This window comes from Curtobacterium sp. NPDC088465 (assembly GCF_044753165.1).
Taxonomy (GTDB): Bacteria; Actinomycetota; Actinomycetes; order Actinomycetales; family Microbacteriaceae; genus Curtobacterium.
In genome coordinates, this window is the sequence record NZ_JBIVMR010000002.1 from 668905 (window position 1) to 682510 (window position 13606).

At 73.7% G+C, this 13606-nt stretch carries 18 protein-coding genes; 11 read left to right on the top strand and 7 right to left on the bottom strand.

The window, feature by feature from the left end; genetic code table 11:
• Position 1 precedes the first annotated feature (1 nt).
• The 4 genes from ACIP6W_RS10485 to ACIP6W_RS10500 form a co-directional block, all read right to left on the bottom strand.
• Positions 2-253, bottom strand: a complete 252-nt coding sequence (locus ACIP6W_RS10485) for a DUF4287 domain-containing protein (protein ID WP_066653985.1) — start codon at positions 251-253, stop codon at positions 2-4.
• 58 nt (positions 254-311) lie between these two features.
• A complete protein-coding gene (locus tag ACIP6W_RS10490) occupies positions 312-1280 on the bottom strand; it encodes a helix-turn-helix transcriptional regulator (RefSeq protein ID WP_144411287.1) in 969 nt (322 codons plus the stop codon).
• Between the two features lie 142 nt (positions 1281-1422).
• On the bottom strand, positions 1423-2907 hold the full coding sequence (locus ACIP6W_RS10495) for a reverse transcriptase domain-containing protein (protein ID WP_400429368.1): 1485 nt from the start codon (positions 2905-2907) through the stop codon (positions 1423-1425).
• 82 nt (positions 2908-2989) lie between these two features.
• Positions 2990-3952, bottom strand: a complete 963-nt coding sequence (locus ACIP6W_RS10500; RefSeq protein WP_066658122.1) for an SDR family oxidoreductase — start codon at positions 3950-3952, stop codon at positions 2990-2992.
• A gap of 98 nt (positions 3953-4050) precedes the next feature.
• Here ACIP6W_RS10500 and ACIP6W_RS10505 point away from each other — a divergent pair, with 98 nt between their 5' ends.
• The 3 genes from ACIP6W_RS10505 (at position 4051) to ACIP6W_RS10515 (ending at position 6774) form a co-directional block, all read left to right on the top strand.
• Positions 4051-4314 carry a hypothetical protein gene (locus tag ACIP6W_RS10505; protein ID WP_066653980.1) on the top strand — a complete coding sequence of 88 codons (264 nt, stop codon included), beginning with the start codon at positions 4051-4053 and terminating at the stop codon, positions 4312-4314.
• 138 nt (positions 4315-4452) lie between these two features.
• Entirely contained in the window at positions 4453-5763 is a 1311-nt protein-coding gene (locus ACIP6W_RS10510; protein ID WP_271825634.1) for a PP2C family protein-serine/threonine phosphatase, read from the top strand.
• A gap of 132 nt (positions 5764-5895) precedes the next feature.
• A complete protein-coding gene (locus tag ACIP6W_RS10515; RefSeq protein WP_400429372.1) occupies positions 5896-6774 on the top strand; it encodes a family 16 glycosylhydrolase in 879 nt (292 codons plus the stop codon).
• Between the two features lie 55 nt (positions 6775-6829).
• Here the strand turns inward: ACIP6W_RS10515 and ACIP6W_RS10520 are convergent, their stop codons facing one another.
• Both ACIP6W_RS10520 and ACIP6W_RS10525 read right to left on the bottom strand, forming a co-directional pair.
• Positions 6830-7039: a hypothetical protein gene (locus ACIP6W_RS10520; RefSeq protein ID WP_058729470.1), complete on the bottom strand. Its 210-nt coding sequence runs from the start codon at positions 7037-7039 to the stop codon at positions 6830-6832.
• A 46-nt stretch (positions 7040-7085) separates the two neighbouring features.
• Entirely contained in the window at positions 7086-7427 is a 342-nt protein-coding gene (locus tag ACIP6W_RS10525; RefSeq protein WP_066653974.1) for a DUF3140 domain-containing protein, read from the bottom strand.
• A gap of 150 nt (positions 7428-7577) precedes the next feature.
• Here ACIP6W_RS10525 and ACIP6W_RS10530 point away from each other — a divergent pair, with 150 nt between their 5' ends.
• The 5 genes from ACIP6W_RS10530 to ACIP6W_RS10550 all read left to right on the top strand — a co-directional run bounded on the left by ACIP6W_RS10530 (position 7578) and on the right by ACIP6W_RS10550 (position 11356).
• Positions 7578-8801, top strand: a complete 1224-nt coding sequence (locus tag ACIP6W_RS10530) for a zinc-dependent alcohol dehydrogenase (protein ID WP_209682923.1) — start codon at positions 7578-7580, stop codon at positions 8799-8801.
• Positions 8798-9706 (top strand): SDR family oxidoreductase, encoded by a 909-nt coding sequence (locus ACIP6W_RS10535; protein WP_066653970.1) that lies wholly within the window; start codon positions 8798-8800, stop codon positions 9704-9706. Before ACIP6W_RS10530 ends, ACIP6W_RS10535 begins: the two co-directional genes overlap by 4 nt.
• A 106-nt stretch (positions 9707-9812) precedes the next feature.
• Positions 9813-9953 carry a hypothetical protein gene (locus ACIP6W_RS10540; RefSeq protein WP_158407748.1) on the top strand — a complete coding sequence of 47 codons (141 nt, stop codon included), beginning with the start codon at positions 9813-9815 and terminating at the stop codon, positions 9951-9953.
• Positions 9954-10091: 138 nt separating this feature from the next.
• Entirely contained in the window at positions 10092-11009 is a 918-nt protein-coding gene (locus ACIP6W_RS10545) for an isoprenylcysteine carboxylmethyltransferase family protein (protein ID WP_066653968.1), read from the top strand.
• Between the two features lie 191 nt (positions 11010-11200).
• Complete coding sequence (locus tag ACIP6W_RS10550; RefSeq protein WP_158407747.1) at positions 11201-11356, top strand: hypothetical protein; 156 nt, start codon at positions 11201-11203, stop codon at positions 11354-11356.
• Positions 11357-11375: 19 nt separating this feature from the next.
• Here the strand turns inward: ACIP6W_RS10550 and ACIP6W_RS10555 are convergent, their stop codons facing one another.
• Positions 11376-11669: a hypothetical protein gene (locus tag ACIP6W_RS10555; protein ID WP_066653963.1), complete on the bottom strand. Its 294-nt coding sequence runs from the start codon at positions 11667-11669 to the stop codon at positions 11376-11378.
• 141 nt (positions 11670-11810) lie between these two features.
• Between ACIP6W_RS10555 and ACIP6W_RS10560 the strand changes: the two genes are divergently transcribed.
• The 3 genes from ACIP6W_RS10560 (at position 11811) to ACIP6W_RS10570 (ending at position 13423) form a co-directional block, all read left to right on the top strand.
• Positions 11811-12368, top strand: coding sequence for an RNA polymerase sigma factor (locus ACIP6W_RS10560; RefSeq protein WP_066653961.1), 558 nt, complete (start codon positions 11811-11813; stop codon positions 12366-12368).
• Complete coding sequence (locus tag ACIP6W_RS10565) at positions 12365-12943, top strand: Asp23/Gls24 family envelope stress response protein (RefSeq protein WP_144411286.1); 579 nt, start codon at positions 12365-12367, stop codon at positions 12941-12943. Before ACIP6W_RS10560 ends, ACIP6W_RS10565 begins: the two co-directional genes overlap by 4 nt.
• 69 nt (positions 12944-13012) lie before the next feature.
• Positions 13013-13423, top strand: coding sequence for a hypothetical protein (locus ACIP6W_RS10570; RefSeq protein ID WP_066653959.1), 411 nt, complete (start codon positions 13013-13015; stop codon positions 13421-13423).
• Positions 13424-13606: the final 183 nt, after the last annotated feature.

Sequence of the window (13606 nt, forward strand, 5' to 3'; positions counted from 1 at the left end):
GTCAGCCGTCGAGCGCGTTCCGGACGTACCCGACGACCGCGTTCGCGTGCCCGTGGCCGAACCCGTGCTCGTCCTTCAGCCAGGCCACCACCTCCGCGTGCCGGTGCCCGTCGAGCTGCTCGGCGACCAGGTCGAGCCAGTCCTGCACGGGGCGCCCGTAGGTCCGCTCGATGCTCGGGAAGTACGAGGCGGGGCCCTTCGGCTTCGACCCGTCCTCCGGCGGCTCCGGAGCGGTCACGCGGCGTGTCGTCATGGCCGCCAGGGTAGCCGTGGTCGCAGGACGTGCGGACGCCGGCGCCGCCGCCGTGGCCTCAGCGGAACCCGTCGTCCCGCCGGCTGCGGTGCAGGGTGTCGCTCGGGTGCTCGCCGAAGCGGTCGGCGTACGCGGCGGCGAACCGACCGAGGTGCGCCCACTGCCACCGGCGCGCGACGTCGGCCACCAGGAGGTCCCCGCCGGACGTCTCGAGCTCCCGTCGGGCACCGTCGAGCCGCTCCGCCCGGAGCCTGGCCATCGGCGACTCCCCGAACCGACGGTGCATCGCGTTCTGCAGCCCCCGCTCGCTGATCCCGACGGCGTCCGCGATGTCCCGGAGCGTGACCGGCTGGTCGGCGTGCGCGCGGATCCACTCCGCTGCGCGCGCGGCGGAGCCACGGCCGGTCGGCGCGACGGCCGGCAGGACCGGGAAGGCCGCCACGACGGCGTCGGCGATCTCCGCGTTGATCGTCTGTCGGACGGCGTCGGCGAGCGCGGCGTCCATGACCGGTCCACCGTGCGCACGGATCACGGCACGCAGGGCCCGCCGCGCGGACTCGTCCGGGGACTCCGGCGCGAGGACCACCGGCCCGGTCGGCAGGTGTCCCCTGCGCACGAGCGCGCGACGGAGCACGCGGTCCGACAGGTGGACCATCGTGATCGTGCGGACGTCCGCCGTGAAGGCGTAGCGACGCGAGGCGGTGAGCAGGACCGGTGCACCCGGCTGCACGGCGAGCGGGTCGCCGCCGTCGAGGTCCTCGATGGTCGCACTGCCGTCCCCGATCCAGAAGACGATGTGCTCGTCGCGCGGCTGCATGACGCCGGCCCGCGTGCCCTGGACCTCGGCCCGGCGGACCGAGACCTCGGCGTCGCCCGCGCCGAGGTAGCGGAAGGTGTCGAGCGCGCTGTCGATCCCGCCGGCGGTCCCGTAGATCTCGTCGAGTTCGTCACCCCGGTGCTCGCTGACGGCCTCCACCCGGAAGCGTCGGAACGTGGGGTGCTCCGTCCCTCGTGCCTGCCCAGTCACGATCGCATGGTCTCAGGACCGGCGGCCGGTGTGCGCTTCCCGGACAGCGTGTCCCGGTGTCGGAGTCGCCGTCCGTGCACCTCCGGACGGCCGAGGGCGGACGGCGGACGGCGGACGGCGGACGGCGGAGCGTGCGGACGGGTCACCACCGGATGCGGGCGAACTCCTCGCGCAGTCGCCGCGCGCGACCGGGGTGCACCTGCTCGACCCAGCCGATCCGGCCGAGCAGGTGCGCGCGGAGGTCGGGGTGCCCGGCGCGGTCCTGCGACGCCGGGCCGTGGACGACGCAGTTGTGCAGGACGGCGTGCAGCCGGTCGACCTCACGGCGACCGGGCGACGGCCGCTCGTTGACGACGACCCCCGTGACCGACTGCCGGCTCCCCCGCCTCCGGACCCGGCTCTTGCGGGGGTTGAGCCGGTACCCCTGCTCGGTCACGATCCGCTCGACGCCGCGCAGGAAGGCGTCGGGTCGGGCGGCCAACCGGTGGTCGCCGCTGAAGGTCAGGTCGTCGGCGTAACGGGTGTACCGGGCACCGGTCGCTCCCGCCCAGCCGGCGAGGCGGGCGTCGAGGTGCCGCAGCGCCGTGTTGGCGAGGGCCGGCGACGAGGGCGCGCCCTGTGGCAGGTGGGCGACGGCGAGGGCCTCGCGCAGCGCGGCGCGTTCCTCGGGACTCCCGCCGGCGGGCATCGCGACGAGGACGTGGGGCGGGACCCGGTGGGTGCAGAGCCCGGTCAGGACGTGCGCGAGCGGTTCCGCGTAACCGGCGGACCGGAACACGCCGTAGACCGTCGGGGCGGTGACGCTGGCGAAGAACGTGGTCAGGTCGGCGCTGAGCACGACGTGCTGCCCGGTGTGCACCGCGGCGCCGGTGACGACGCTCCGTCCCGCCACGAACCCGTGGGCGGCGTCGTGCACCGGGAGCCGGACCAGCAGGCCGTCCAGGACGGTGCGCTGCGTCCGGCGGAGCAGGTCCATCGGCTTCTCGAGCAGGCGCGGTACCCGTCCGGGCCGGACCACCCACTCGTGCCGGACGTGGTGGAGCGGACTGCCCGCCGGGGCGTGCCGGTTCCACGCCCGGGTGTCGGCGAGCCAGAGCAGCCGACCGACGGTGACGTCGAGCGCCCGGGCGAGCTCCGGGAGCGTGTCGACGAGCAGCGGGCTCTCGGTTGCGGGACGTGCGCGGACGGCGGTGACCGGACGGGCGAGCACGCGGACCGGACGCCGGGCCTCGCGGGAGCGGTGCAGGGCGGCGAGCCGGGGCGCCGCGGCGAGCACCCGGGCGAGCTGGCGGGGTGCGTCGACGGGCGGTCGCGGGTAGGTGTCGAGCGCCGCCCCGACGGCTCGTCCCACGTAGGCGCGGTCGACGCCGACCACGGCGTAGCCGGCGGCGGTCAGGTCGTCGACGGCCCACGAGTCGGCGGTGAGGAAGGCGTCGGCGAGCGCCGTCGCCACGACCTCGAGGGGCGTGGGGTTCCCGGAGGACCCGTCGGTGCCTCCGTGCGGCGTCGCGCGCGGAGCGCGCCGTCCCGCTCGGGGCGTGTCGTCCTGCTGGTCCTGCGTGCCCCGGGGTGACCCCGGAGAGGTCGACGCGTCGCGCGCGTCGGCCGCCTCCCCCGGGAACTCCACGCGGTCACCCTACGGTGTGCGACCGACGGACGGGAGGCGCGCGGCCGGACCGCCACGCGCCTCCCGTCCGGCTCCGGTCCCGCTAGCGACGTGGGCGGCCGAGCAGGACCGTGCCGACCACCGCGGCGATGCCCGCCCAGACGAGCGGACGCGTCACGCGGCGGCGCTTCGCCACCCAGCCGCCGTCGGTCGCGTTGTGGGCGTCGGCGGGCTCGTACAGGTTGCCGTCGCTCGGCACGCCCTTGCCCCGGAGCGCGAACGTCTCCACCATCGGCTTCGTGATCTTGTGGAACAGTCCCGGGAACACGTACTGCAGCGGCACGAGCGACGCCTGGATCCGCCCGACGAAGCGGTAGCGCTTCGGGTGCAGCGCGGCGCGGACGACGGCCCGACCGGCGCGCTCGACCGACACGGTGGGCGGCAGGGGGTGCGAGGTCTTGCCGGTGTAGTTCGCCCCGTTCTGGTAGATCGGGGTGTCGATCGTCGAGGGGAGCAGGGCGGTGAACCGGATCCCGGTGCCCGCGTACTCGTCGCCGAGGACGTCGACCAGCCCGAGTGCGGCGTGCTTGCTCGTCACGTACGCCGACTGGTACGGCGCGGAGAGCAGCGACTGGATCGACCCGACGAGCACGTACGTCCCCGTGCCGCGCTGCTTCCAGTGCGGCAGCAGCGCGGAGATCGCGTGGAGGTGCCCGTACAGGTTCGTGTCGACGACGCGCTTGAACGCCTTCGTCGGGGTCTGCTCGAAGAGCCCGTAGACGAAGAGCGCCGCGTTGCCGACGAAGACGTCGATCCGGCCGAACCGTGCGGTGGTGGTGGCGACGAGGTCGCGCACGGCGTGCTCGTCGGCGACGTCGGTCGGGATCGCGACCGCCTCGGCGCCGAGTGACCGGCACTCGGCCGCGGCGGCCTCGAGGCTGTCGTGGCTGCGAGCGGCGAGCACGAGGGTGGCCCCCTGTCGGGCGAACTCGTGCGCCGCGGCCCTCCCGATGCCGCTCGATGCTCCGGTGACGACGACGATCTTCCCGCGGAACCGTTTGGTCATGACCTCGTTGCTACCCGCGACCGGCTGCGACGACGCCCAGGCCGGGTGCGGTTGCCCCACGGCTTCCCGGACGTGCCCGGGGGTGCGACGATGGGCGCATGCCGAAGGACGAGCTGACGGTCGAGGAGGCGACGGCGATCGCCGAGCACGCCCGGTCCGGGGCGCTCCCGCTCGAGGACCCCGAGGTGCGCCGCGTCGTCGAGCAGGCGAACCGGACGCTGGTCCGGGCGCAGATGTGGGGCGAGGACCGCAGCCCGAGACTGCGCCGGCGTCGGCGGTGGCTCGCCGCGGGCGCGCTGGTGATGGTCCTCGTCTGGGTCGCCGGGCTGCTCGTCCCCCTCGCCTTCCGTCTCGGCCTCTGAGACCGGCGGTCGACCGACGCGCGAGCGCGGGCGCGTCGACCGATCGTCGCGTGAGCCGCGTCGCGTGAGCGCGGCTCAACACGCCCGGCCCTCGGAGTGGGGTTGCCCGGAACACCCCGTCCGGGTTGACTCGACCGCGTGACGAGCACCGCGGACCGCCCCTCGTCGACGCCGACGTGGACGATCAGCGTGCGCGACGACACCGGTCCGATCGTGCTCGGCGGCCTCCGGACGTCGTGGGCTCCGCTGGCGAAGCAGACCATCATCGCCGCGCTGATCGTCGGGGCTGCCGTGGGGAGCACCTTCTCCCCGTGGCTCGAGGTCACCGACGCCCCGCTGATGTGGAGCGGGGTCGCGATCGCCCTCCTCGGCCTGGTCTTCGCCGCCGTGGCCGTGCGCTCGTCCGCGGCGATGCGGGTCGAGCTGCTCGTCCCCGCGATCGACTTCTTCGCGGTCGGCTTCCTGCGCTTCGGCACCGGCGACGCCGCCTCGGTCTTCACCGCGATCGTGGTGCTGCCCGTGGTGTGGGTCGCCGCGAACCCCGGGCGACGGCACGTGGTGTGGCCGGTGCTCGGCACGACCGGCACGCTGCTGCTGTCCTACGCGATCTCCCCGACCGAACCGCGGCCGAGCGAGCTCGTGCGGCTGTTCATCGTCGTGTTCGTGTTCGGGGCGACGGCTGCCGTGACGAACGAGCTCGCGCGGCAGGCCGGCCTCCAGCTCGCCGCGGTGCAGCGCCGGCGTCGGGTGGCCGAGGGCGAGATCGACCGCGCGGCCCTCGTGCAGCAGTCGCTCCTGCCGACGACCGCCGCGGGGCTGCCCGGGGAGCTCCGCGCGGTGGGCGTGTGCATCCCCGCGCGGACGGTCGGCGGCGACTTCTACGACTGGTTCCCCACCCCCGACGGCGCCGCCTTCACCCTCGGCGACGTGATGGGCAAGGGCGTCGGCGCCGGCATGATCGCCGCCGCCGTGCGCTCGCTCATCCGCAGCACCGTCGACGAGTCCGACCCCGCGGTCGCCGTCCGCCGCGCCGCGACCGGGCTCGCGACCGGGACGTCCGACCTGACCAGCGGACAGTTCACGACGTGCTTCCACGTGCGGGTCGACCGTGACGGGCACGCCCGGTGGGTGGACGCCGGGCACGGGCTGACGGTGCTGCGGAGCGTCGACGGCACCGTCCGCCCGCTGCGGTCGGCGCACCTGCCGATCGGTGTCGGCACGAGCTGGACCGCCGAGGACACCTCCCTCGAGCCCGGCGACGTCATCGTGGCCGTGAGCGACGGCGTGCTCGACCTGTTCGGCGGCGACCTCGACTCGCTCGACCGCTTCGAGGCGTGGGTGGCGGAGCGGGACCACCCGCAGCAGGTCGTCGACGGCATCGCCGAGCTCGCGCACGCCGACGAGCACCCCGACGACGTCACCGTGCTGTGCGTCGGCTACGTCCCCTGAGCGGACCGACCCCTCGTCGCGACCGCGGTCCGGCGCGCGTGTCCCTCGAAGTGTGGACTGGTCACCGGACCGATCACGGGGGATGATCGTGCGTCCCGTCCACCGACGGGCACGAGGACAGGGATCCCCCGGATGCTGCACGACCACACGCCGACCGACGCCGCCCACACCGTCGACCGACGCCGCTTCCTGGCGCTCGGGCTGGGCAGCGCCGCAGCCACGACGGCCGCCGTCGGAGCGGCACTGACGCCGGACGACCACGCCGCTGCGGCCACCACGACGTCGTCCGGAGGGGTGCTCCTCGCCGCTGACGAGTTCGACGGCGCCGCCGGCAGCGCCCCGAACCCGGGGATCTGGCGGTTCGACACGGGCGCCGGCGGGTGGGGGAACGCCGAGCTGCAGACCTACACCGACTCGCGACGGAACAGCGCGCTGGACGGCGCGGGCAACCTCGTCATCACCGCGCGACGCGAGGCCGACGGCACGTACACCTCCGCGCGGCTGAAGACCGAGGGCACCTTCACCGCGCAGTACGGCCGGATCGAGTCACGCATCCGGATCCCGCGCGGGCAGGGGATCTGGCCCGCGTTCTGGATGCTCGGCGCGGACATCGGGCAGGTCGGATGGCCGGCCTGCGGCGAGATCGACGTGATGGAGAACGTCGGGTACGAGCCCGGTGTCGTGCACGGCACCGTGCACGGACCCGGCTACTCCGGAGCGCAGGGGATGTCGGCCGCTGCGACGCTGCCGAACGGTGCGGCCTGGGCGGACGCGTACCACGTCTTCGGGGTCGACTGGCGCCCCGGATCGGTCACGTGGCTCGTCGACGGCGTCGCGCAGCGCACGGTCACCCGGGCCGACGTGGGGTCGTCGCCGTGGGTCTTCGACAAGCCGTTCTTCGTGCTGCTCAACGTCGCCGTGGGCGGCACCTGGCCCGGGTCGCCGGACGCGACCACGCGGTTCCCGCAGCAGATGCTCGTCGACTGGGTGCGGGTCTGGCAGCAGGCCTGACAGCGAACGGGACCCGCGGGGCGAGCCCGCCACGCTCCTCCCGTCCGTCCAGTGCTCAGCGCCTCGCGCGTGCCAGCAACCAGAGGTACGTCGCGTGGCCGACCAGCGCCAGGCCGAAGAACACCGCGGCGACCGCGTAGACGCGGTCGAGCTTCCCCTGGCCGATGACGAGCATCACGACGCAGAACACCACGGCCGCGGCGAGCACGCCGACCTGGATCGTCGACCAGATGCGGCGGAAGCGGGGCATGCCGGAGTCGTCCACGACCCCATTCTGCCCGACCGGCATGACGGTCCCGGGTCGCCGCGGCCTACTTCTCCGGGTCGTGGCCCCAGTTCATGAGCGAGTACCGCCACTTCGAGTCGTGGGAGTCGCCCTTCGGCTCCTGCTTCGAGTGCCGCGCCACGTAGCCGACGACCTTCCGCATGTGGGCGTAGTCGTCGTCGGTGTAGTCGCCCTGCTTCTTCTCGAGGATGCGGACGATGTGCCGCCCGCTCTCGTGTCCGGTGGACTCGCCGCCGCCGTCGGACTTCTGTCCGACCTCCTTCGACTCGTCCGTGTCGAGCCACTTCCGCAGTTCGGACGCGGTCATGTTCACCGCGTCGGCGAAGTCGTCGCGCGTCTGCTTCTCGTCGTGCTGGTCGTCGCTCATGGCGGCCAGCGAACGCGCCGGGCCTGGGTGTCCACGCAGCGCTGCGTGTCCCCCGTTCCGGTGCGCTGATCGGACGCCGCTCCGCGTCCGTCCAGCACTGGTCGGGTTGTGTGTCCCCCGAACACCCCCACGACAGGAAGCGAGAGCAACATGCGCGCAGTGGTCTGGCACGGCATCGGGGACATCCGTCTCGACGAGGTCCCGGAGCCCACCATCCAGCACCCGGAGGATGCGATCGTCCGGATCACCCGCAGTGCGATCTGCGGCACGGACCTGCACTTCGTCCGCGGCACCATGGCACCGATGGAGGAGGGCACCATCCTCGGGCACGAGGCCGTCGGCGTCGTCACCCAGGTCGGTGACGCCGTCCGCGGGTTCAGCGCCGGGGACCGCGTCGTCATCAACTCGACGATCTCGTGCGGCGCATGCCGGTACTGCCGGATGGGCAAGACCGCGCAGTGCGACGTCGCGAACCCGAACGGCCCGCAGGCCGGCACGAGCTTCTTCGGCGGCCCGCAGTCGACCGGGCCGGTGAACGGTCTGCAGGCGGAGTACGTGCGCGTGCCGTACGCCCGCAACACGATGCACCCGCTGCCCGAGAACGTCAGCGACGAACAGGCGATCCTGCTCTCCGACATCTTCCCGACCGGCTGGTTCGGCGCCGAGCTCGCCGGGGTCACCCGCGGCGACGTCGTGGTCGTGTTCGGCGCCGGCATCGTCGGCCAGTTCGCCGCCGCCTCCGCCTACAAGCTCGGCGCAGCCCGCGTGATCGTCGTCGACGGCGAGGAGACCCGGCTCGCCGCGGCGCTCGCGCAGCACTGCGAGGTCGTCGACTACAACCGCGAGGACCCGGTGCAGGCGATCATGGACCTGACGAACGGCATCGGCGCGGACGCCGTGATCGACGCCGTCGGGGTCGACGCGGAGCGCCCGAAGCAGGGCCCCGCAGCAGTGTCCGACGAACAGGCCCAGCAGTTCGACGCCGAGGTGCAGCAGGTCGCGCCCGACGCCTCGCCGGACGGCTTCGGCGAGCAGCAGCAGTGGAAGCCCGGTGACGGCCCGTCGCAGGTCGCACAGTGGGCGGTCGCGTCGGTCGCGAAGTACGGCCGCATCGGCATCATCGGCGTCTACGGTCCGACCGCACAGTCGTACCCGATCGGCGAGGCGATGAACAAGAACCTGACGATCCGGATGGGCAACTGCGACCACCACTCGGTCACCCCGCCGCTCATCGACCTGGTGGCATCGGGGCAGTTCGACCCGACCGCGCTGATCACCGAGCACGAACCCATCGGCGACGCGATCGCCGCGTACGAGGCCTTCGACCGCCGCGAGCCCGGCTGGGTCAAGGTCGAACTGGAGGCGACACGATGACCACCGCACCGAGCGACCAGTACGCCTTCGGCGACCCGCGCAGCCGCTACCCCGACGTCTCTCCGGAGCCGCAGACCCAGGACGAGCCAGGCCTGCAGTCGCAGATGACCCCCGTCCCCGACCTCGGCGAGTCCAGCTACCGGGGCACGGGGCGCCTCGAGGGCCGGAAGGCCCTCATCACCGGAGCCGACTCGGGCATCGGCGCCGCCGTGGCGATCGCCTTCGCCCGCGAGGGGGCCGACGTCGTCCTGGCCTACCTGCCCGAGGAGCAGTCCGACGCCGACCACGTGATCGAGCAGATCGAGGCGGCCGGGCGGAAGGCGGTCGCGGTCCCCGGTGACCTGCGCGACAAGGCCTACGCGGGGCAGCTCGTCGAGCGCGCCGTCGCCGAGCTCGGGGGCATCGACGCGCTGGTCAGCGTCGCCGGCAAGCAGCGGTGGCAGCCCGACCTGCTCGACATCACCGACGACCAGTTCGAGGCGACGTTCGACGTCAACGTGTTCGGGCTCTTCCGCCTGGTGAAGGCAGCCCTGCCGCATCTGCAGCCGGGGTCGACGGTCACGACGACCGCGTCCATGGAGGCCTACCAGCCCGCGCCGGACCGCCTCGACTACGCGGCGTCGAAGGGCGCGATCAACAACTTCTCCAAGGGGTTGTCGCAGCTGCTCGTCGAGCGCGGCATCCGGGTCAACATCGTCGCCCCGGGTCCGACCTGGACCGTCCTGCAGCCGAGCGGCGGCGTCGACCCGGAGTCGCTGCCCGAGTTCGGCAGCAGCGAGTCGCCGATGGGCCGCGCGGCCCAGCCCGCCGAGCTCGCGCCGGCGTACGTGTTCCTCGCGTCGCAGGAGTCGAGCTTCGTGGCCGGCGAGACCCTCAACGTCAACGGGGGCATGGTCACGCCCTGACCCCGGACCGCCTCGGCTCGTGGAGCGGACACGCTGCTCCCCGAGCGGGAATGCCCGCGCAGCCGCCGACGTCGAACCATCCACACACCACGCGAAGGAGCACACCATGACCCTCGACCTCCACAAGGGGAACAGCGTCGACACCGAGCGTCACTGCCTGCCGACCAGCACCCTGCACGCCCTGCACGACGACCAGCAGGAGCAGACGTTCGGACGCTGGCTCGGCCAGATCAACGGACAGCGCTGAGCGCGTTCGCTGCGCGCTGACGGACGGGAGGCGCGGTGCCGGCTGGCACCGCGCCTCCCGTCCGTTCGTGGTCACGCCGGACACCGCCGGTCACGGCGAGACGCCGTCACGTCGGCGCGGCGCTGCTAGGTTGCAGCTGTGTCGTGGGGTCGGTGGTGGTTCGCGCTGCAGGCGTCGGGCGGCGCCGTCTGGTGGCTGCTGGTCCCCACCGTGCCGATCGTCCGGACCGCGACGCTCGGCTCGCTCGACCCCGTGCCGGTCGCCGCGCTCGACGTCCCGCTGTTCGTCGTCGCCTCGGCACTTGCCGCCGCGGGCCTCCGCTGGTCCGCCGTCGTCGCCACGGGGTGGACGGTGCTCGTGCTGCTCGGGACGGCCGCCTGGGCGACGGTCACCCGTGAGGCGGGCTGGGGTGTCGTCGCGATGACCGCAGCGACCGTCGGCTCCGTCCTCGCGCTGTGCCACGTGCTGCTCGGGCGGGTGCCGACCGAACTCGTCACGTCGGGTCCGCTGCGCTTCCGGACCGCCGACCCGGACGCGGGACCCGTCCGGCACCTCCTCGGGACCGCGGTGCAGATCGTCGTGTTCTGGGGGCTCTTCCTCGGCGTCCTCCCGCTGCTGATCGCCGCCGCCGAGACCCGGTGGCGGCTCCGTCCCCCGCTGCCCGACGCCGTCGTGCAGGTGGTCAGCGGGACCGGTCTCGTCGTCTTCGTGCTGGCGAGCCTGCTCGGCCTCGCCTCGGCGGTGTCGATGTCGACGCGTGGCGGCGGAACCCCGTTGCCGTCGGCGATGCCCAACCGGCTCGTGGTCGCCGGCCCCTACCGGGTGGTGCGGAACCCGATGGCCCTCGCCGGGCTGACCCAGGGCGCTGCGGTGGGGCTCGTCGCGGCGTCCTGGACGGTGCTCGTCTACGCGGTCGCGGGCTCCGTCGTGTGGAACTGCGTCGTGCGCCCGCTCGAGGAGCGCGACCTGGAGCAGCGGTTCGGTGACGACTTCCGCCGCTACGCCGCAGCCGTCCGGTGCTGGGTGCCGCGGTTGCGCCCGGTACCGCGGAGCTGAGCGCGCGCCACGGGACGCAGCACGAGCGCGCGAACCGGATGGTCCGCCCGTCCGCGTCCGGAACACGACCGGACCCGCCGGGTGCCCCGGAGCGCGTGCAGTGTGGACGGAGCCGTCCGACCGGGCGGCACCCCGCTCGCGCAGACCCGCCGGCGAGGACGGCCGGCGGGACGACGCGGGAGGTGCAACGGGTGCGATCGAGACTCTCCGACCTGCACGAGGAACCGGGCGAGTGGCACCGGCGTGGGCTGCGTCACCCGGACGAGATCGCGTCCCTCGTGCACACCCGGCTGCTGGAGAACGTCCCGGCCGACCCCGCGTACCGCGACTTCTTCTCCGCCGAGTGAGCGTCGTGCGTTCCTCCGCTCAGAGCTCCCGGAGCATGCGGCCGGCGACGGCGTCGTTCCAGGACGTGGTGGCCCCGACCTCGGTCGCGGTGTGCAGTCCCCCGTGCCCGTCCTCCAGCCCGCACCGCCACCGGTCGAACACGCTCATGCAGAGCGTCCGTGCCGTGCGCACCGCGCCGGCGACGGGCCGCTGCGGCGCTGCCTGGCGGAGCGGACGCTGCGGCGTCCTGTCGCCGAGCGGGTCCGTGGTCGCGTCGTCGGTCGGCTCCGGTTCGACAGCGGGCAGGGGGGTCGTGGTGGTGTCGTCGTGCATCTCACCAGTGGGACGTCACGAGCAGCGGATCCGTCACGAACTGACGCACCCGACACCACGCGGGCACTCCCCGCGCTGCCGGTGCATGCTCGGTGGAGACCGGTCCACCGACCGGCAGCCCGAGTCGGACGGAAGGCGGGGATGAGCGACGGCACCGCGCTGCAGCACGCGTCCGACGCGACGCTCGTGGCCCGCGCGGCCGACGGCGACGTGCTGGCCTTCGAGGTGCTCGCCCGCCGGCACGGACCGCTGATGCGCGTCTACGCGGAGCAGGTGCTCGGCTCCAACGTCGAGTCCGACGACGTCGTGCAGGAGGCCTTCCTCACGGGGTGGCGGAAGCTCGCGGACCTCGAGGACGCCGAGCGGTTCCGCCCCTGGATCATGCAGATCGTCACCCGCCGGGCCCTCGACCGTCTCCGGCGTCGACGTCACCACGACGACCTGGACGACCACGACGAGGCGGCCGACCCGTCGCAGGCCCCGGAGCGTACCGTCGAGACGCGCATGCAGCTCGACGCGATGTGGGCTGCTCTGGACCGGATGCCGATCGACCAGCGTCGGTGCTGGCTGCTCCGGGAGACCGCCGGGTACAGCTACCAGCAGATCGCCGAGGAACTCGAGCTCCCGACGTCGACGGTGCGGGGCCTGCTCGCACGGGCGCGACGGTTCCTCGCCGCGGAGATGGAGGGATGGCGATGACGACCGACGACCTCCCCCTGCCCGACGACGACCTCGACGGCCACACGATCGAGGAGATCGCGGACTACCTCGACCGCGGTCGGGACCCGATCGACCCGTCCATCGAGGGCTCGGCGGTCTGCCGACTCGCGATGACGAACATGCAGCGCCTGCGCGAGCTCTCCCTCGGCGCGCTCGAGCAGCGCGCCGGTGCCGAGCCCGACCGGGAGACCGCCTGGGTCGACCGGTTGCTCGGGGCGATCCGCGCCGAGGTGCGGCCCGGTCGCGACGTCCCGGTCGCCCACCCCGATCCGCGCCTGCGCCTGGCGGTCACCGAGGCGGCCGTGCGCGGACTCGTGCGCCGCGCCGGTGACACGATGGGCGGCGTCGTGATGGGCCGCTGCGTGCTGCGGGGCGACGTGGAGGAGCCCGGAGCCGCGGTCAGCATCGATGTGACTGCCGGGCTCGTGTACGGCGGGTCGGCCCCGGAGACCGCCGAGCGCCTGCGGGTCACCGTCGCCGAGGCCGTCGAACGGCACACCGAGCTGCGCGTCGAGGCCGTCGACGTCCACTTCGACGACGTCTACCTGCCCTGACGACCACCGCCTGACCACGACCTGCCCGACCGGCGGCGAGACGACCCACCAGCAGCGAGGAGCGCGACCATGGACGACGAAGCGATCTCACGCACGGTGACGGCCGGCATCCGACACGTCCCCGGGGTCACCGGGGTCTACCCGCCCCGCCCCGTCGCCGCCGCGGCCGAGACCGTGGTCGACGCGGTGGTGCCCGTACCGCTCCGTCTGCACGACCCCGACGTCCTGGTCGACGTGGACCGACGCGGCGGCCGCGTGCACGTCGTCACCGGCATCAGCGTCGACGGCGGCCGTCCCGCCGCGGACACCCTCCGCGCGGTGGGCGAACGGGTGCGCGACCTGCTCGACGCCGACACGACCGCGACGGCGGACCTCATCAGCGTGACCGTCCGGCTGGTCGAGGACCCGGTCGACGCGGCCGTGGCGCCTCCCGAGGGCGGGCCGTCGGACGCGACCGCGCTGCCGACGAGCGATGTCTGAGCGCTTCCGCTCGGAACTCCCCCACCCGAACGGTCGTACCGACGCGGCGGGACCGTACACGCTCGTGGTCGGCGAGCACGAGCTGTCGTCCTGGGACCTCGGCCCCACCGGCAGGGCCGGCAGCGCACCGGACGGGAGGCGCGTGGCGGATCAGCGCCACGTCGCGCGTCCGACGCCGCGCCG

Bases quoted from the DNA above. Each gene is read 5' to 3' on its own strand.
- ACIP6W_RS10530 (WP_209682923.1), top strand. From the start codon at position 7,578: ATGCGCGCAGTGGTCTGGCACGGCATCGGGGACATCCGTCTCGACGAG.
- ACIP6W_RS10565 (WP_144411286.1), top strand. From the start codon at position 12,365: ATGACGACCGACGACCTCCCCCTGCCCGACGACGACCTCGACGGCCAC.
- ACIP6W_RS10535 (WP_066653970.1), top strand. From the start codon at position 8,798: ATGACCACCGCACCGAGCGACCAGTACGCCTTCGGCGACCCGCGCAGC.
- ACIP6W_RS10570 (WP_066653959.1), top strand. From the start codon at position 13,013: ATGGACGACGAAGCGATCTCACGCACGGTGACGGCCGGCATCCGACAC.
- ACIP6W_RS10555 (WP_066653963.1), bottom strand. From the start codon at position 11,669: ATGCACGACGACACCACCACGACCCCCCTGCCCGCTGTCGAACCGGAG.
- ACIP6W_RS10505 (WP_066653980.1), top strand. From the start codon at position 4,051: ATGCCGAAGGACGAGCTGACGGTCGAGGAGGCGACGGCGATCGCCGAG.
- ACIP6W_RS10515 (WP_400429372.1), top strand. From the start codon at position 5,896: ATGCTGCACGACCACACGCCGACCGACGCCGCCCACACCGTCGACCGA.
- ACIP6W_RS10540 (WP_158407748.1), top strand. From the start codon at position 9,813: ATGACCCTCGACCTCCACAAGGGGAACAGCGTCGACACCGAGCGTCAC.
- ACIP6W_RS10525 (WP_066653974.1), bottom strand. From the start codon at position 7,427: ATGAGCGACGACCAGCACGACGAGAAGCAGACGCGCGACGACTTCGCC.
- ACIP6W_RS10560 (WP_066653961.1), top strand. From the start codon at position 11,811: ATGAGCGACGGCACCGCGCTGCAGCACGCGTCCGACGCGACGCTCGTG.
- ACIP6W_RS10500 (WP_066658122.1), bottom strand. From the start codon at position 3,952: ATGACCAAACGGTTCCGCGGGAAGATCGTCGTCGTCACCGGAGCATCG.
- ACIP6W_RS10485 (WP_066653985.1), bottom strand. From the start codon at position 253: ATGACGACACGCCGCGTGACCGCTCCGGAGCCGCCGGAGGACGGGTCG.